Origin of the sequence: Tardiphaga sp., from assembly GCF_028290785.1 — a bacterium.
Classification (GTDB): domain Bacteria; phylum Pseudomonadota; class Alphaproteobacteria; order Rhizobiales; family Xanthobacteraceae; genus Tardiphaga.
Genome location: NZ_JAQGJD010000191.1, coordinates 1 through 17816, shown reverse-complemented (window position 1 = coordinate 17816; position 17816 = coordinate 1). Strand labels below are relative to the sequence as shown.

The 17816-nt window shown below is 64.8% G+C and carries 18 protein-coding genes; 16 read left to right on the top strand and 2 right to left on the bottom strand.

Annotated elements, in window-relative coordinates:
* Positions 1-512: NifU family protein (locus JWR89_RS11130; protein WP_299715688.1), on the top strand; the 512-nt coding region annotated here is incomplete at its 5' end.
* Positions 513-688: 176 nt separating this feature from the next.
* Here the strand turns inward: JWR89_RS11130 and JWR89_RS11125 are convergent.
* On the bottom strand, positions 689-2368 hold the full coding sequence (locus JWR89_RS11125; RefSeq protein ID WP_299715685.1) for a PAS domain-containing methyl-accepting chemotaxis protein: 1680 nt from the start codon (positions 2366-2368) through the stop codon (positions 689-691).
* A gap of 308 nt (positions 2369-2676) precedes the next feature.
* Here JWR89_RS11125 and tsaB point away from each other — a divergent pair, with 308 nt between their 5' ends.
* The 11 genes from tsaB to JWR89_RS11070 all read left to right on the top strand — a co-directional run bounded on the left by tsaB (position 2677) and on the right by JWR89_RS11070 (position 12695).
* Positions 2677-3366: a tRNA (adenosine(37)-N6)-threonylcarbamoyltransferase complex dimerization subunit type 1 TsaB gene (gene tsaB / locus JWR89_RS11120; RefSeq protein ID WP_299715682.1), complete on the top strand. Its 690-nt coding sequence runs from the start codon at positions 2677-2679 to the stop codon at positions 3364-3366.
* Entirely contained in the window at positions 3363-3848 is a 486-nt protein-coding gene (rimI, locus tag JWR89_RS11115; RefSeq protein WP_299715679.1) for a ribosomal protein S18-alanine N-acetyltransferase, read from the top strand. Before tsaB ends, rimI begins: the two co-directional genes overlap by 4 nt.
* 46 nt (positions 3849-3894) lie before the next feature.
* Positions 3895-4350 carry a Fur family transcriptional regulator gene (locus JWR89_RS11110; RefSeq protein ID WP_299715676.1) on the top strand — a complete coding sequence of 152 codons (456 nt, stop codon included), beginning with the start codon at positions 3895-3897 and terminating at the stop codon, positions 4348-4350.
* Positions 4347-5033 carry an HAD family hydrolase gene (locus JWR89_RS11105; protein WP_299715673.1) on the top strand — a complete coding sequence of 229 codons (687 nt, stop codon included), beginning with the start codon at positions 4347-4349 and terminating at the stop codon, positions 5031-5033. Before JWR89_RS11110 ends, JWR89_RS11105 begins: the two co-directional genes overlap by 4 nt.
* Before the next feature lie 287 nt (positions 5034-5320).
* Positions 5321-6721 (top strand): tRNA (N6-isopentenyl adenosine(37)-C2)-methylthiotransferase MiaB, encoded by a 1401-nt coding sequence (miaB, locus tag JWR89_RS11100; protein ID WP_299715670.1) that lies wholly within the window; start codon positions 5321-5323, stop codon positions 6719-6721.
* A 4-nt stretch (positions 6722-6725) separates the two neighbouring features.
* A complete protein-coding gene (locus JWR89_RS11095; RefSeq protein ID WP_299715667.1) occupies positions 6726-7775 on the top strand; it encodes a PhoH family protein in 1050 nt (349 codons plus the stop codon).
* 65 nt (positions 7776-7840) lie between these two features.
* Positions 7841-8353, top strand: coding sequence for an rRNA maturation RNase YbeY (ybeY, locus tag JWR89_RS11090; protein ID WP_299715664.1), 513 nt, complete (start codon positions 7841-7843; stop codon positions 8351-8353).
* Positions 8353-9471, top strand: a complete 1119-nt coding sequence (locus JWR89_RS11085; protein ID WP_299715661.1) for a hemolysin family protein — start codon at positions 8353-8355, stop codon at positions 9469-9471. The genes ybeY and JWR89_RS11085 overlap by 1 nt, the downstream gene beginning before the upstream one ends.
* The gene (gene lnt / locus JWR89_RS11080) at positions 9468-11075 is read left to right on the top strand and encodes an apolipoprotein N-acyltransferase (RefSeq protein WP_299715659.1); all 1608 of its coding nucleotides are present in this window, start codon (positions 9468-9470) and stop codon (positions 11073-11075) included. The genes JWR89_RS11085 and lnt overlap by 4 nt, the downstream gene beginning before the upstream one ends.
* A 269-nt stretch (positions 11076-11344) precedes the next feature.
* A complete protein-coding gene (locus JWR89_RS11075) occupies positions 11345-11761 on the top strand; it encodes a helix-turn-helix transcriptional regulator (protein WP_299715656.1) in 417 nt (138 codons plus the stop codon).
* 166 nt (positions 11762-11927) lie between these two features.
* Positions 11928-12695 carry a tRNA (guanine(46)-N(7))-methyltransferase TrmB gene (locus JWR89_RS11070; protein ID WP_299715653.1) on the top strand — a complete coding sequence of 256 codons (768 nt, stop codon included), beginning with the start codon at positions 11928-11930 and terminating at the stop codon, positions 12693-12695.
* A 180-nt stretch (positions 12696-12875) separates the two neighbouring features.
* On the opposite strand, the gene JWR89_RS11065 is transcribed toward JWR89_RS11070, so the two are convergent.
* Positions 12876-13973, bottom strand: a complete 1098-nt coding sequence (locus tag JWR89_RS11065; protein WP_299715650.1) for a DUF2336 domain-containing protein — start codon at positions 13971-13973, stop codon at positions 12876-12878.
* A 343-nt stretch (positions 13974-14316) separates the two neighbouring features.
* Here JWR89_RS11065 and rimP point away from each other — a divergent pair, with 343 nt between their 5' ends.
* The 4 genes from rimP to JWR89_RS11045 all read left to right on the top strand — a co-directional run.
* Entirely contained in the window at positions 14317-15096 is a 780-nt protein-coding gene (rimP, locus tag JWR89_RS11060; RefSeq protein WP_299715647.1) for a ribosome maturation factor RimP, read from the top strand.
* Between the two features lie 3 nt (positions 15097-15099).
* A complete protein-coding gene (nusA, locus tag JWR89_RS11055) occupies positions 15100-16704 on the top strand; it encodes a transcription termination factor NusA (RefSeq protein ID WP_299715644.1) in 1605 nt (534 codons plus the stop codon).
* Positions 16705-16720: 16 nt separating this feature from the next.
* Positions 16721-17515, top strand: a complete 795-nt coding sequence (locus JWR89_RS11050; protein ID WP_299715641.1) for an RNA-binding protein — start codon at positions 16721-16723, stop codon at positions 17513-17515.
* Between the two features lie 10 nt (positions 17516-17525).
* Positions 17526-17816, top strand: a 291-nt coding sequence (locus JWR89_RS11045; RefSeq protein WP_299715636.1) for a translation initiation factor IF-2 associated domain-containing protein, incomplete at its 3' end; no start/stop codon positions are given.

Here is a 17816-nt window from a genome sequence, read left to right as displayed (position 1 = left end):
GCGACGTGCTCGACTCCGGAACCATGGAATTCACCAGCCGCGAGGCCGCGGTAAAATCGCCGCTGGCCGAAAAGCTGTTCGGCGTGCCCGGCGTCACCAGCGTGTTCTACGGCTCCGACTTCGTCACCGTGACCAAGGACGACAGCGACTGGCAGCACATGAAGCCGGCGATCCTCGGCGCCATCATGGAGCACTACATGTCTGGCGCGCCGTTGATGGCCGATGGCAGCGTGGCCGGCGACGTGATCTCCGAGGATGAAGAAGAGTTCTTCGCCGAGGCCGACGCCGAGACCGTAGATGTGATCAAGGACCTGATCGAGACCCGGGTGCGCCCCGCGGTGGCCGCCGACGGCGGCGACATCACCTTCCGCGGCTTCAAGGAAGGCATCGTCTACCTCAACATGAAGGGTTCCTGCGCCGGCTGCCCGTCGTCCACCGCGACGCTGCAGCACGGCATCCAGAACCTGCTGAAGCACTTTGTGCCGGAAGTGGTCGAAGTCCGCCCGATGTAGGCGCGCTTTTCCCTCCCCCTTGCGGGGAGGGTGGCGCGTTTGAGAGCGAAGCGAACAAACGTGACGGGTGGGGGTGCCCCTCGCGCAGCTGTGTTTGTTGAACCCCCACCCGACCGGCCTTCGGCCGGCCACCCTCCCCGCAAGGGGGAGGGAAAGAGCCGGCGCTTCGCTGCTGCCTACGCCACCCGCCCGATGCTGGCCGCTTCGGCGGCGGCGCGTTGCATGCTTGACGACATCTCGCTGGTCACCGTGCTCTGTTCCTCGACCGCCGCAGCGGTTGCGGTGACATACTCGCTGACGTTCTGGATCTCCTGCTTGATCGCCGCCAGCGCGCCGACCACATCGCCGGAGATGCCGTTCAGGCTGCTGATTTCGCTGCCGATCTTGTCGGTCGCCTGCTTGGCCTGATTGGCAAGGTTCTTCACCTCGGAGGCGACGACCGCAAAGCCACGGCCGGCTTCACCGGCCCGGGCCGACTCGATGGTCGCGTTCAGCGCGAGCAGGTTGATCTGTCCGGTGATGTTGCCGATCAGCTCGACGATGCCGCTCATGGCCTGCGCCGCCGAGCTCAGACGCTGTGCCTGTTCGTCCGCCAGCTCGACCTTGCCCACCGCCGACAGCGCGGTGTCCTTCGACTTCATCATCGCCTCGGAAATTTCCCGCACCGAGGCGTTCAACTCCTCGGCGCCGGCCGCGACGGTTTCCATCATCGAGCGGACGCGCTCGCTCTTCATGCGCGCGATCACCTGCGCCGTGGTGTCGGTGGCGTATTTGACGACCTTGAACGGCTTGCCGTTGAGATCGAGGATCGGATTGTAGGAGGCCTGAATCCAGACTTCCTTGCCGTGCTTGCCGAACCGCTTGTATTCGGCGGCCTGGTATTCGCCGCGATTCAGCTTGGCCCAGAATTCGCGATAGGCCGAGCTGTCGCGTTCCGCGGCATCGACGAACATGCTGTGCGGCTTGCCCTGGATCTCGCCCAGCGAATATCCCAGCGCGCGCAGGAAATTGTCATTGGCGGTGAGCACTTTGCCGCTCATGTCGAACTCGATCACCGCCTGCGACTTGCCGATCGCGGCAATTTGGCCTGCGAGGTCGGCGGTCAGGAGCTTTTGTTCGGTCACGTCGGTGGCGTATTTGACGACTTTGAACGGCTTGCCGGTCTGGTCGAGAATCGGATTGTAAGTGGCGAGAATCCAGACCTCCTTGCCGCCCTTGCCAATCCGCTTGTATTCGGCGGCCTGAAATTTGCCGCGGTTCAGGTCGGCCCAGAATTCGCGATAGGCCGCGCCGTCCCGCTCGTTCGACGCCACGAACATGCTGTGGTGCTTGCCTTGAATTTCCGGCAGCGAATATCCGAGCGCGTTCAGAAAATTCTCGTTGGCGGTGAGGATGGTGCCGTCCATCGCGAATTCGATCACCGCCTGCGCCCGGCCGATGGCCGTGACTTTTGCCGAGAATTCCAGATTCTGCAGCCGCAGCGTCGCGTCCGACCATTCGACCGCTATGCCCACGCGCTGCCCGCTCTTGTCCTTGAGGGGGGTGGCGACAAGGTCGAAAATTCGTCCGCCGACATTGATCGTCGCGCGATGTGTCTTGTTGAGGTTTTCGAGCATCTGGCGCTGGTGCGCGGGATTTTTGTGAAAGACATCGATATTGCTGCCGACCAGCTTCGCCACGCTGAAGCGCGGCAAATCCTTCTGAATATCGGCTTCGGCCTCTTTCAGCAGTTCGACGACCGCCTCATTCATATAAATGATCGTGAGACTGGCATCGGCGACCATCACATTGGCGGTCAGAGAGTCCGTCGCCAGCGACTTGGCTACTTCGCTTTTGGTCGAGCGTCGATTGAACATGCTTTTGGTTCCAATGTGGCTACTTGAATGAGGATTCACTGAGCTAATCAATACTTGTCGTCAAAATTGGCGGACGCGCGCGGACGTGAGTCTGCCCCAGCGACCTTGGCGGCGATTTGCGAAGATTTTCTTAACTATGTCTCAACCGAAAAACGAAATCCTCAACAATCAGAGGGTGTTTCTTCACATAACAAAACCCCTACGCTATTTCGATGTCGGGGCCGCATCGGTCGATGAGTTCAAACCGATGCGCGAAAATGCTGTGGGCGGCGGGCCCATTTGCGCGCGAGCCGTGGTAGAGCTTGCCGATGCTCATTCTCGCCATTGATACCGCGCTCGATGCCTGCGCCGTTGCCGTGCTCGACACCCGGACCACCAAGCTCCTGGCCCATGAGTCCGTGCCGATGAAGCGCGGCCATGCCGAGGCGCTGATGCCGCTATTGGCTGACGTCATGGCGCGCTCCGGCATCGGCTTCAACGATCTCGACCGCGTCGCGGTGACCACCGGACCCGGCAGCTTTACCGGACTGCGCGTCGGGCTATCCGCGGCGCGCGGCATTGGGCTCGCCTCGGGCAAGCCGGTCGTGGGCATCACCACGCTGGCCGCCTATGCCGCCCCGGTGGTGAGCGAGAGCGGCGAACACCCGATCGTTTCGGCGATCGATGCGCGCCACGACCACGTCTACTTCCAGGTCGTCAGCGGCAACGGCACCTCGCTGGTGCGGCCGCGCGTGGCGCCGATCGCGGAGGCGCTCGAAGCCGCGCAATTCGGCGCGCCGCATCTGGTCGGCAATGCCGCCGGGCTTCTCGCCGCGCGCTGGCCGGCCGATGCGCCGCCGGCGTCGGTGGATGCGCAGCCGGCTCCGGACATCTCCTGGATCGGCTGGCTCGGCGCCGCCGTCGATCCGCACACCGCGCTGGCGCGGCCCTATTACCTGCGCGCGCCCGACGCCAAGCCGCAGCTCAATGCGGTGCCGCACGCGCAGTCTGCGCCATGATGGCATGGTGGTCGCGCTGGTTCGGCGGCGCCGCAGCGGTGGTCGAACCCGCCACGCTGCGCGACGTCCGGCGGCTGGCGCAACTGCACGGCGCCTCGTTTCATCGCGGCTGGGGCGAAAGTGAGTTCGAGCAGATGCTGCGCGAGCGCAATACGCTGCTGCACCGGCTGCGCCAGGGCGGCGCCGTGATCGGCTTCGCGGTGTCGCGAATCGCCGCCGACGAGGCCGAGATTCTGTCGATCGCGGTGGCGCCGAGCCATCGCGGCCGGGGCCTGTCGCGCGAGCTGTTTCTGACCCATCTCGGCCATCTCGCCGGGCGCGGCGTGCGCACCGTGTTTCTGGAAGTGGAAGAGAATAATCAGCCTGCGCGGAAGCTCTACGAACGCGCCGGTTTCGCCGTCGCCGGGCGCCGGGAACGCTATTACAAGGAGGCCGGTGGCGTGGAATTGAACGCGCTGGTGATGCGTCGCGACTTGTCCTGACGGCCCTCCGGTGGCACAAGGAGCCTCGCTACCGGATGCCCAAACCATGACCGCATTGAAATCGACGCCTTCGCCGAAGGACACCGGAATCGAGGCGCGCTGCGCCGCGACCGGCATGCGCATGACCGAGCAACGCCGCGTCATCGCGCGCGTGCTGGCCGAGGCCGTCGATCATCCCGACGTCGAGGAATTGTATCGCCGCTGCATCGCGGTAGACGACAAGATCTCGATCTCGACCGTGTACCGCACGGTGAAATTGTTCGAGGATGCCGGGATCATCGAGCGCCACGATTTCCGCGAGGGCCGCGCCCGCTACGAGCAGATGCGCGACAGCCACCACGATCACCTGATCAATTTGCGCGATGGCACGGTGATCGAGTTCACCTCCGAGGAAATCGAAAAGCTGCAGGCCGAAGTCGCCGCCCGACTCGGCTACAAGCTGGTCGATCACCGGCTGGAGCTGTATTGCGTGCCGCTCGACGAGGATAAATCCGCGAAGTGAATTTCGATCTCGTCATCTTCGATTGCGACGGCGTTCTGGTGGACAGCGAGGCGCTGGCCTGCGTGGTCCACGCCGAGGTGCTGACGGCACACGGCTACGCGATATCCGCCGAACAGGTGCACGACCGTTTCCTCGGCCGCTCGTCGCGCGAGGCGCGGTTCGAGGTCGAGACCGAAATGGGCCGCGTGCTCCCCGACGAATATACCGTGCAGTTGAAGGCCACCATCGACCGCGTGTTCGGCGAGCAGCTCGCACCGGTGCCTGGTATCGCCGAGGCGCTGGCGCGACTGTCGCTGCCGGTCTGCGTGGCGTCGTCGGGCACGCCGACTCGGATCGTCAGCAGCCTGACCACCACCGGCCTAATCGAGCGCTTCGCGCCGCATCTGTTTTCCGCCAGCCAGGTGAAAAAAGGCAAGCCGGCGCCGGACCTGTTTTTGTTCGCCGCCAGCGAGATGGGCGTAAATCCGTCGCGCTGCGTGGTGATCGAGGACAGCGTCCCCGGCGTGATCGGCGCGAAAGCCGCGGGCATGACCGTGCTCGGCTTCCACGGCGGCGCCCATTGCGGCCCCGGCACCGCGACGGCGCTGAAAGCCGCCGGCGCCGACGCCACCTTCGACGACATGCGGCTGTTGCCTGGGTTGGTCGAGCGCAACTGGCTTTTGGCCGCTGCGACGCTGGGGTAAGTCGAATTCAACTGACCGGTTCGTTCCCCGGACGCGGTGCACTGCGCCGCGCCTTCGCGGCGTGGTGCACCGCAGATCCGGGTCCCGGATGGGCGCGAAAGAGACCGGGATCCCGGATCTGCGGAGCGGCATAAGAATGCCGCACCGCGTCCGGGACACGATATCATCGGCCCGGATTGCGTAACCTATTGCAATTTATCGCTTTTTCTAACACCGCTGGATTTCCCGGCGATTCCGCTATATCTCACCCCTGCGCAGCAAGCGCCTTTTCACACCCTTCAGGTTCCATGACCGCGCCGCGCAAGCTGCATATCAAGTCCTACGGCTGCCAGATGAACGTCTACGATGCCCAGCGCATGGTCGACACGCTGGCGCCGGAAGGCTTTGTCGAGACATCAAGCGTCGCTGACGCCGACCTCGTCATCCTCAACACCTGCCATATCCGCGAAAAGGCCTCGGAAAAGGTCTATTCCGAACTCGGCCGGCTGCGCGTCGCCAAGGACGCCGCCGCGCTGACCGGCCGCCAGATGAACATCGTCGTCGCCGGCTGCGTCGCGCAAGCCGAGGGCAACGAGATCATCCGCCGCGCCCCCGTGGTGGACGTCGTGGTCGGGCCGCAGAGCTATCATCACCTGCCGCAACTGCTGGCGCAGGCGAAAGCCGGCGGCCGCGCGCTGGAAACCGAATTTCCGATTGAAGACAAGTTCGGCTTCCTGCCGCCACCTAAACCGGCGGCGATTCGCGCGCGCGGCATTTCCTCCTTCGTCACCGTGCAGGAAGGCTGCGACAAGTTCTGTACGTTTTGCGTGGTGCCCTACACCAGGGGTTCGGAAGTCTCGCGCCCGGTCGCCAAGATCATCGATGACGTGAAGCGCCTCGCCGACAACGGCGTGCGCGAGATCACGCTGATCGGCCAGAACGTCAATGGCTATCACGGCGAAGGCCCCGACGGCCGTCCATGGCCGCTCGGCACGCTGCTGACGCGGCTGGCCGAAATTCCCGGCATCGTCCGGCTGCGCTATTCGACCAGCCATCCGCGCGACGTCGAGGAGACGCTGATCGAGGCGCACCGCGACGTGCCGGCGCTGATGCCGTTCGTGCATCTGCCGGTGCAGTCCGGGTCCGACCGCATTCTCGGCCTGATGAACCGAAAACATACCGCAAAAGATTATTTCGATGTCATCGAGCGTTTTCGTGACGCGCGGCAAGACATTGCTTTTACGTCGGATTTCATTGTCGGCTTTCCCGGCGAGAACGAGGAAGATTTTGCCGCGACGCTCGCGCTCGTCACACAAATCGGTTACGCTGGCGCCTATTCGTTCAAGTATTCGCCCCGGCCGGGCACTCCGGCGGCGGACCTACAGGAGACGGTGTCAGCAGCAGTGATGGACGAGCGCTTGGTGCGACTTCAGGAACTGATCGACAGCCAGCAATCGGCCTTTAACGCGGCCGCGATTGGCAACACCGTTGACGTGCTGTTCGAACGCGCCGCGCGCAATCCCGGCCAGATCGTCGGCCGCACGCCCTACCTGCAGCCCGCCCATGTGATGGCCTCCGAGGACATCATCGGCCAGGTGCTGCCGGTCACCCTGACCAGCCTCGAGCGCTACAGCCTGCTCGGCACGCTGGCGACCCCTCCGATTCAGCCACTGCAGCCTGTTCCTTCTCACTCTGTCACGGGAGCCTGAATTCTTGGCCAAAAGCGCATCGGATTCGCCTTCGCTCGCTGCCCGCAAACTCGACATCCCCGTTCAGCCCGAGACGCAGGTCGTCATCGACTTCGACGACAACCGCGCGGCCTCCTCGCTGGTCGGGCCCTACGGCCAGAACCTCGCCATCGTGGAACGACGGCTCAATGTCGTGGTGGATTCCCGCGGCAATCACATCACCCTGACCGGAACGCGCGATGCCTGTGACGCAGCGCGCCGCGTGCTGGAAACGCTCTATGCGCAGGCGGTGCAGGGCCACGACCTCGCCCCCGGCGAAGTCGAAGGCGCGATCCGCGCCACGCTGGCTCAGGGCTCGCTGTTTCCGTTCGATGCCAAGGCGGCCAAGACCTCGACCTTCGAGGCGATCAACCTGCGCAAGCGGCCGGTGCGCGCCCGCACCGCCGCGCAGGACAGCTACATCCAGGCGCTGAAGAGCCACGAACTGGTGTTCGGCATCGGCCCCGCCGGTACCGGCAAGACCTGGCTCGCGGTGGCGCAGGCCGCCGCTTTGTTCGAGCGCAAGGAAGTCGATCGCATCATCCTGTCGCGCCCCGCGGTGGAAGCCGGCGAACGGCTCGGCTTTTTGCCCGGCGACATGCGCGAAAAGGTCGATCCCTATCTGCGCCCGATCTACGACGCGTTGTACGACCTGATGGATTCGCGGATCGTCGAGCGCGCGCTGCAGACCGGCGAAATCGAGATCGCACCCTTGGCCTTCATGCGCGGTCGCACGCTGACCAATGCCGCGATCATTCTCGACGAGGCGCAGAACACCACCTCGATGCAGATGAAGATGTTCCTGACCCGGCTCGGCGAAAACAGCCGCATGATCATCACCGGCGATCCCAGCCAGGTCGATCTGCCGCCCGGCCAGACCTCCGGCCTCGCCGAGGCCGCGCGCCTGCTCGACGGCGTGCAGGGCATCGCGCAGGTCAAGTTCACCGCGGAAGACGTCATCCGCCACGAACTCGTGGCGCGGATCGTTGCCGCCTACGAGGGATTACCGCAGAAGCCGGTAGCCGCGAAATTCTGATACCCACACCTCACGCGGATGGCGAACCCGATACCGGGTTCGCCATCGAAAGAAGTTCTGAAACGATGACGACCCACCCACTCCCCGCGACAGAGGTTCTGATTGTCGCCGACTGCTGGAATGCCGAGGCCGACGCCGAAGCCGTGATTTTTCGCGCCATCGAAGCCGCCGCCGCGCATGTCGATGCCGACACCGGCGATGCCGAGCTCGCCATCATGCTGACCGACGACGCCGGCATCCGCACCCTGAACCAGAACTGGCGCGGCATCGACAAGGCCACCAACGTGCTGTCGTTCCCGGCGCTGCAGCCGCCCGAAGGCGCGCAGGAGCCCGACGATGCGCCGCGCATGCTCGGCGATATCGCCATCGCCTACGAGACCACGCGGCGCGAAGCCGACGAGGAAGAGAAGACGTTTTCCAGCCATCTCAGCCATCTGGCCGTACACGGCTTCCTGCATCTGGTCGGTTACGACCACGAGAAGGACGGCGAGGCCGAGGCGATGGAAGCGCTGGAACGCGAGATCCTCGCCCAGCTCGGCATTGCCGACCCCTATGCAGATCAGGATCGGGTGATCTGATGCCGGACGGCGACAGTAGCGACGACAACCCTGCGACCGTCAGCAACCTGCCGGCTGTGATCCACGACGGCGAAGTGATGCGCCCCTCCGCCGAGGGCTGGCTGACCCGCGCGATCCGCTCGCTGTTCGGCTGGAAGCCCGGCTCGGTTCGCGACGACCTGCAGGTGGTGCTCGACGCCTCGACGCCGGACGAGACCGGCTTCTCGACCATCGAGCGCACCATGCTGCGCAACATTCTGGGCCTGCACGAGCGCCGCATCGCCGACGTCATGGTGCACCGTGCCGACATCGTCGCCGTGAAGCAGGACATTTCGCTCGGCGAATTGATGGGCCTGTTCGAGAGCGCGGCGCATTCGCGCCTGGTAGTCTACAACGAGACCCTCGACGACCCCGTCGGCATCGTCCACATCCGTGACCTCCTGGCTTTCATGACCGAGAAGGCGCGCGCGATCGTGCCCTCCACGGCCAAGCGCAAGAAGGTGCTGCCCGCCGGACTCGACCTGCGCTCGATCGATCTGGCGCAGCCCGTCGCGCAGACCGGCATCATCCGCAAGCTGCTCTACGTGCCGCCGTCGATGCGCGCGATCGACCTGCTGGCGCAGATGCAGGCGGCGCGAATTCATCTCGCGCTGGTGGTCGACGAATATGGCGGCACCGACGGCCTGGTCTCCATCGAGGACATCGTCGAACAGATCGTCGGCGAGATCGACGACGAACACGACAGTGATGAGCCGCCCTCCATCGTCAGACAGGGCGATTCCTTCATCGCCGATGCCCGTGCCAGCCTGGAAGACGTCATCGCCATGGTCGGCGAGGAATTCGTCACCGGCGAAGCCGGCGAGGAAGTCGAAACCCTCGGCGGCTATCTCGTCACCCATGTCGGCCGGCTGCCGGTGCGCGGCGAAGTGATCTCCGGTCCCGGCAATTTCGAGATCGAAGTGCTCGACGCCGACCCGCGCCGCGTCAAGCGGCTGCGCATCGGGCCGCGCAAGGAGCGCCCGGTCGTACGACCGCGCGAACTGCGCCGCCGCGAGGCCGGCCCGGACACCACCGGCCATCCGCAGGTCAACGACAAAGCGGGTCCGTCGCCCTCCGGCGATGGGGCGAACTCGCAGTGACATTCCGCAGCCTGCGCGGCGTCGCGCTCTCCATCATCCTGGCGTGGGGCTGGAAACGCGCCGGTATCGCGCTTTTGGCCGGCGCGGTATCGTCGCTGGCGATGGCGCCGTTCAACGCCTGGCCGGTGCTGTTCGTCACCTTTCCGATCGTGGTTTGGCTGATCGACGGCGCCGCCGCCGGCAAAATGCGCGGCATTCCCGCCGCCGCCATGGCCGGCTGGTGGTTCGGTTTCGGTTACTTCGTGCCCGGCCTGTACTGGATCGGCTACGCTTTCCTGGTCGATGCGCAGACCTTCGCCTGGCTGCTGCCGGCGGCGATCGGCGGGCTGCCGGCCTATCTCGCGCTGTTCACCGCGGCAGGCTTCGCGCTGGCGCGGCTGCTGTGGACCAAGGACTTTTCGCGGGTGCTGACGCTCGCTGCCTGTCTCACCATCGCCGAATGGCTGCGCGGCCACGTGCTGACCGGCTTCCCCTGGAACACGTTCGGCTACGCGCTCACCGAGCCGCTGGCGCTGGCGCAAAGCGCCTCGCTGATCGGGCTGTGGGGCCTGACCTTCCTCGCGGTGGCGATCTTCGCTGCGCCCGCGATCCTGATCGACGGCCGTTCGCGCGCGGCAAAGCCATGGCTGCCGGCCGCGATCGCGCTGGCGCTGCTGGTGACCATGGGCGTCTACGGCCTGGTGCGGCTGTCGCGCACGCCGACGCAGCTGGTCGCGGGCGTTAAGCTGCGCATCATGCAGCCCAACCTGTCGCAGGATGCGCGCTTCAACTACGCCGCCAAGGCGGACATCATGAGCAAGTATCTGGCGCTGTCGGATCGCTCCACCGGGCCGCAGTCGACCGGGGTCGGTGACGCCAATGTCCTGATCTGGCCGGAATCCGCGTTCCCGTTCTTCCTGTCGCGCGAACCCGATGCGATGGCGCAGATCGCCGAGCTGCTGCCGAAGGGCACCGTACTGGTGACCGGCGCGGTGCGCCCGCCCGACCAGCCCGCCGGCACCCGGGTGACGCGCGCCTACAATTCGATCTACGTCATCGATCACGACGGCAGCATCCTGTCGGTGTACGACAAGCTGCATCTGGTGCCGTTCGGCGAGTACCTGCCGTATCAGAGCTTCATGGAGAAGATCGGCTTCCAGCAGCTCACCAAGCAAATTGGCGGCTTCCTTGCCGGCGAGCGGCGCCGCAACATGGACATTCCCGGCGCGCCGAAAATGCTGCCGCTGATCTGCTACGAGGCAGTTTTCCCGGGCGAGATCGGTGCGACGGATAGTCGCCCCGGCTGGATCGTCAATCTCACCAATGACGGCTGGTTCGGGATTTCCACCGGCCCCTATCAGCACATGCAGCAGAGCCGGGTCCGCGCCATCGAGCAGGGCCTTCCCGTGGTTCGCGCCGCGAACACCGGAATCTCCGCGGTCGTCGACCCGCTCGGCCGGATCATCGCCCGGCTCGATCTCGGCGTCGAAGGGGTGCTCGATTCCGGCCTGCCGGCGGCGATTTCCCCCACAATTTATTCGAGGAGCGGCGATGTCCCTGCCGCAATGTTCGTCGCGCTCGCAATCTTGCTCGCGGTGCGGCGGCGCACGGCAACCCGCAATTAATCTCCTTGATTCAAGGGCTTCCCGAAGCCAGCGCGACCGGGTCGCGACGCGGTGCCGACCGTCGCAAAAGTTGATCTCTTTTTAAGCTAGCTTTCTCTTTTCGACTTCTCACGCCGTGAGAAAACCACTTCCGTCGGCCCAAAATTTCGGCTTAGGAAAATTTGCGCGGTCGTCAAAATGGACTACGATAGTACTGCTTCGTTTTTGGAGCTAACTATCATCGGATCGGGCCCGTGATCCGTATCGTGATTTGATCGAGGAGTGAGTAGATGTCTACCAAAGCGCCCAATCCTGTTGACAAATATGTTGGCAGCCGTGTGCGCATGCGGCGCATCATGCTGGGCATGAGCCAGGAAAAACTCGGCGAGGCGCTCGGGTTGACGTTCCAGCAGGTGCAGAAATACGAGAAGGGCACCAACCGCGTCGGCGCCAGCCGGCTGCAGCAGATTTCGGAAATCCTGCAGGTGCCGGTTTCGTTTCTGTTCGAGGGCGGCCCCGGCGCCATCATGCACGCCGACGGTTTCAGCGAAGCCTCTTCGCCGGCCTATGTCTCGGACTTCCTCGCCACTTCCGAAGGCCTCGCGCTGACCCGCGCCTTCACCCGCATCACCGACACCAAACTCCGCCGCAGCATCGTCGACATGGTCGAACAGATCGCCGCCCGCGAAGCGCCCGACCAGCGCTGAGCGCATTCCCCGTCATTGCGAGGAGCCGTTGCGACGAAGCAATCCAGTCTTCGCTTGTGGCACTGGATTGCTTCGCTCCGCAAATTCGCCTTCGGCGATTTTGCGGGCCCGCAATGACGGACACAACTGATGGCGCCGCCGCCGTTTCGGCTGTATCAAGCGGCCGATGACCGATTCAGCCCCCGATCCGGACGACCACGACGCCGCCAGCGAAGCCTTCGCTGGCGAGAGCGAGACCGCGCCTGACGACGGCTTCTACCGCGGCTCGTTCTTCGGGCGGCGTAAGGGCCACAAGCTGCGGCTGCATCAGACCGACCTGATGGCGACGCTGCTGCCGCGGCTGGCGTTCGACATCGGCAGCCCGGCGCCGGCCGACCTGCGCACGCGCTTCGACCCCGCGGTCGAAGCGGTGCGGGTCGAGATCGGCTTCGGCGGCGGCGAGCATCTTGTCGCGGAGGCGCAGGCCCATCCGCATGTCGGCTTCATCGGCTGTGAGCCCTACATCAACGGCATGGCGAAAATTCTCACGCACATCGAGGAGCGCGGGCTCGGCAATATCAGATTGTACGCCGGCGACGCCGCCGAGCTGCTGGCCTGGGCGCCGCCGCAATCGATCACGCGCATCGACCTGATCCATCCCGACCCGTGGCCGAAGCGGCGGCACTGGAAGCGCCGCTTCGTGCAGGACGCAACGCTGGAGGCGATGGCGCGCGTGCTGGTGTCATCCGGCGAATTCCGCTTCGTGCATGACATCCCGGACTACGTGGCGTGGACGCTGTGGCATCTGCAGCGCTCGCCGGATTTCGCCTGGACCGCAGAGCGCGCAGACGACTGGCGGCAGCCGTGGCCGAACTACACCATGACCCGCTACGGCCGCAAAGCCACGCGCGAAGGCCGCCAGGCGGCGTATGTGATAGCAAGGAAGATCACGTAACCGTTTCCCGGACGCGCTGCGGCATACTCAGGCGATGCCCTTGCATCGCCGCTATGCCGCTGCGCAGATCCGGGATCCCGGTGACTTCTTTACGTTGAAGAAACCGGGGCCCGGCTCTGCGAAGCAGCACTGCGCGCTGCATCGCGTCCGGGGAACGCTAGCTGTCGCCGCATAATCTATTTACAGCGGCATCGCCGAGGTCGGCTCGCGGGTTTGCCAGAAGGTCAGCACGCGCTGTGCGGTGGCCGGCACTAGGCGCTCGAAATTCTGTCGGGCTTCTTCGACGTCCGCGGCGGCCGGCGAGCGGCCGGGGCCAAGCCGCAGCACCATCAGCGCGCGCACGGTGGCCCAGGAAATCCCGATCGACTTGCCAAGGATGAGAATCGGATCGTCGCGGTCGCCCTTCAGCAACTGGTCGATGGTCGCGATCCGCACGCCGGACATCGCCGCCAGCGCCGCGGCGGTCTCCTCGTATTGATGCGCCCGGGCAAAACGCAGCAGCGTGCCCTCGTTCAGATCGTCGGCTTGATGCAGCTTCTGCACCGTGCGCTGCGCGGTGGCGAAATCGCGGGTGATCGACAGGTGTTTCGGCGTGCCGGTGATCTCGGCCATGACGCGGTTGATCGCCGCGCGCTGCTCCGGCGTGGCGGCATCGAACAGCCGGCGCCGGACCACCTCGACCGAGCGCGCCAACAGATCCTTGAGCTGCGGCGGCGCCAGGTCGCCGCGCTGGCCGACGGCCATCGCCAGCACGCCGTCGTCGCCGGCGCGGCGGATCAGGCCGGCATAGCCGAGATGTGAAAAATTCGCGCCGGCATTGCTGGCGATGCGGCGGACCACCTCGCGGTCGCCGCGGCGGACGATGACGTCGGTGATCGGCGGCGATACCGCCGAGCGGCTAGAAATCGCCAGCAGGTGCGGCTGGCCCTTCAGCTTGGCGAGTTCGACTAGGGTCGCCTCGTCGACCACCGGCGAACGGCGCAGCAGCGGCCCGGCGATCTCGATGGAATCGTCGCGCACCAGCATCGCCACCAGTTGCGGCGGCGCGTTGATCAGCGCCGACAGCCGTTCGGCCAGCTCGCCGCGCGCTTCCGTCTCGGTCTGCGGTACCAGGCTGGTCAGGATGCCGTCGAACAGCTCGATATGCGCCTGCTGGAAGCGCGACGCCCCGAGCAGGAACAGATCGGAGATTTTCCGGACCGCGTCGCCGCGGCGCTTGGAGTCGCCCGACCTGACGATCTCCTCAAGCCCGGGGATCAGGGAATGCGCCACTACCATCAAATATACTCAACTGCGCCATACAAAGGCCCGCCCACCTTAGGTTGGGTTCGTGAAGGAAGGGTTAGCCGCCAAAACGCGCATTTACCGCCGGCGAAATTGTTGCCCGGGGCCCTCGCGGGCCTTGCCCGGCCCCCGCGAAACGGCTATATCCGCCGTAACTTATGGTTTCTCATACGATCGCGTTTGAGAGTGGGCCCCTCGGGACCCGCTCTTTTTTATTACCTGAACGGACCCCTGCTGCCGACACGGCGGGATTCGGGCGGGACCCAACGGCCGGGCTGGAGCCCGGCTTCAACCCATCGCACAACCCTTGCCAGCCAGACAGATCTTGACGACGGACATGACCGATCCAACCACCGATAAAGTGGATCTCGAACTGCTTTCCGAGCCGCGCCTGGTCATCGAACCGGGTGCCGCCGCACGCGTTTCCGCGATTGCCGGCCCGGTGCTGCAGGGCATGGGCTACCGGCTGGTCCGCATCAAGATTTCCGGCGAACTCGGCTGCACCGTGCAGATCATGGCGGAGCGCCCCGACGGCACCATGCTGGTCGAGGACTGCGAGGCGATTTCGCACGCTTTGTCGCCGGTGCTGGACGTTTCCGACCCGATCGAGCGCGCCTACCGGCTGGAAGTCTCGTCGCCGGGCATCGATCGGCCGCTGGTCCGCAAGACCGATTTCGAGCGCTACGAAGGCTATCTGGTCAAGATCGAGATGGCCGTCCCGGTCGGCGGCCGCAAGCGGTTCCGCGGCCTGCTCGGCGCCATCGAGGGCGACGTCGTGCTGCTGGACCGCGAAGGCGCCCGCGACGGCGAAGACCCGATTACCCGGCTGCCGCTGGAAGACATTTCAAACGCCAACCTGGTGCTGACCGACGATCTGATCGCGGAATCGATGCGCCGCGGCAAGCTGGCCGAGCGCGAGATGAAGCAGGGTCTTGGCATCCTGCCGGCGCCGCCCCCGCACGCCAAGCGCAGCGACCCCACCAAGAGCTTTGCTCCGAAGCCGAAACTCAAGGCCGTGAAGAAAGCGGCTGCGAAGCCTGCCCCGAAGAACACCAAGGAACACCGGCTGGCCGCTGAAAGACAGCGGTTAGGCCTCGACCCCACCGAAGGAGACTGAGCCATGGCCGCTGTCAGCGCCAATAAACTCGAATTGCTTCAGATTGCCGATGCCGTTGCGCGGGAGAAATCCATCGACCGCGGCATCGTGATCGAGGCGATGGAAGACGCGATCGCCAAGGCGGCGCGGGCGCGATACGGCTCCGAAACCGACGTGCATGCCGAGATCAACCCGAAGACCGGCCAGTTGCAGCTCACCCGCCACATGCTGGTGGTCGAGGACGTGGAGAATTCGTCCAACCAGATTTCGCTGTTCGATGCCGAACGCGCCAACCCCGGTGCGCAGATCGGCGATACCATCGCCGACACCCTGCCGCCGCTGGAATACGGCCGCATCGCCGCGCAGTCCGCCAAGCAGGTGATCGTGCAGAAGGTGCGCGAGGCCGAACGTGACCGCCAGTTCCAGGAATTCAAGGATCGCATCGGCGACATCGTCAACGGCATCGTCAAGCGCGTCGAATATGGCAGTGTGATCGTCGATCTCGGCCGCGGCGAAGCCATCGTGCGCCGCGACGAGATGCTGCCGCGCGAAGTGTTCCGCAACGGCGACCGCGTCCGCGCCTATATTTTCGACGTCCGTCGCGAGACCCGCGGCCCGCAGATCTTCCTGTCGCGCACCCATCCGCAGTTCATGGCCAAGCTGTTCGCGCAGGAAGTGCCGGAAATCTACGACGGTATCGTCGAGATCAAGGCAGTCGCCCGCGACCCCGGGTCGCGCGCGAAAATCGGCGTGATTTCAAGGGATTCCTCGGTGGATCCGGTCGGCGCCTGCGTCGGTATGCGCGGTTCGCGCGTGCAGGCCGTGGTCAACGAGCTGCAGGGCGAGAAGATCGACATCATCCCGTGGTCGGCCGACATCGCCACCTTCGTGGTCAATGCGCTGGCGCCGGCGGAAGTCTCGAAAGTCGTGATCGACGAAGATCGCGAGCGCATTGAGGTTGTCGTTCCCGACACCAATAACCAGCTATCCCTTGCGATCGGCCGTCGCGGCCAGAACGTGCGTCTGGCTTCGCAGCTGACCGGCTGGGACATCGACATCCTGACCGAGACAGAAGAGTCCGAGCGCCGCCAGGCCGACTTCGAAAACTCCACGCGGGTGTTCATGGAAGCGCTGAACGTCGACGAAGTTGTCGGTCAGCTGCTGGCGTCGGAAGGTTTCACCTCGGTCGAGGAACTGGCCATGGTCGATGTCAAGGAACTGTCCGGCATCGAGGGTTTTGACGACGAAACCGCCGCCGAGCTGCAAAGCCGCGCGCGCGAATACCTTGAACAGCTCGAATCAGAGCTTGAAAACAAACGTAAGGAACTAGGTGTGGAAGACGCATTGAAGACGGTGCCCGGCGTGACCCTGAAGATGATGGTCAAGTTCGGTGAAAACGACATCAAGACCGTCGAAGACCTGGCCGGTTGCGCCACCGACGATCTGGTGGGCTGGACCGAGCGCAAGGAAGGTTCGGAGCCGATCAAGCACCCCGGCGTGCTCGACGCCAGCGAAGTGTCGCGCGAGGACGCCGAAGCCCTGATCATGCAGGCCCGCGTCATCGCCGGCTGGATCACCCAGGCCGATCTCGACAAGGGCGCCGCCGTCGACGCCACCGAAGAAGCGTAAGGAACGTGTCACGCGCATGCTTGCCCTCGCTGACCCGGCAGATCTCGACAAAGGACCTCGGAGCACCAAATCCGGGACCGAGCGGATGTGCGCGGTCACGCGGGTCGTGCGCCCGATCGATGAGCTGATCCGGTTTGTCGTCGCGCCCACGGGCGAGGCGATCCCGGATTTGAAGCGCAAGCTTCCCGGCCGCGGCCTGTGGGTCACGGCCAACCGCAAGACGGTGGCCGAGGCCGTCAAGCGGAACGTATTTTCGAAGGGCTTCAAGAAGCCGGTCAAGGCGTCGCCGACGCTGGCCGACGACACCGACAAACTGATGATCCGCGGCCTGATCGAGGCGCTGGCGATGACCGCCAAGGCCGGCGCGATCGTCTCCGGCTTTACCAAGGTCGAGGACGCGCTGAAGCGCCAGAACGCCCAGGCTTTGCTCCACGCCTCCGACGGCGCGGTCGACGGAATCCGGAAATTGGACGGCATCGCCCGCCAGAATGCCGAATTCGGCGAAAATTCGCGCCCTTTGCCGATTATTACGGTATTGAGCTGCGATGAATTGGATTTGGCATTAGGCCGGTCAAATGTGATACATGCTGCCGTGCTTACAGGCCCGGCGGGCAAAACGTTCCTGTCGCGCAGCCAGACACTGGTCCAATACCGGATGGCTGACGACGACGGCAACGCAAACGCCAAAGCAAAGCTGAAACACGATTTGCCGGCAACGGCATCGCTGACCGAGACTTCTGACGACATTACTTCTGACGATAATGCGACTGATGAAGAGACTGTGCGGACGCGCACAACGCAACAAGATTAGGACTGCCTGAATGGTTGATACCAAAACGCCTGGCGACAAGACTCTGAGTGTTCCCAGCAAGACCTTGACGCTCAAGCCGCGCGTCGAGACGGGCACCGTGCGCCAGAGCTTCAGCCACGGTCGTACCAACGTGGTCGTGGTGGAAAAGCGCGGCAAGCGCCGGATGGCGTCCGATGCGCCGGCCGCGCCGGTCGCATTGACGCCTGCTGCCCCGCCCCCGGCTCCCGCACCCGTCGCTCCGACGCCGGCCCCCGTGGCTGCCGCGACGCCGGCGCCGGTCGCTGCTGCGCCGGTTGCCGTG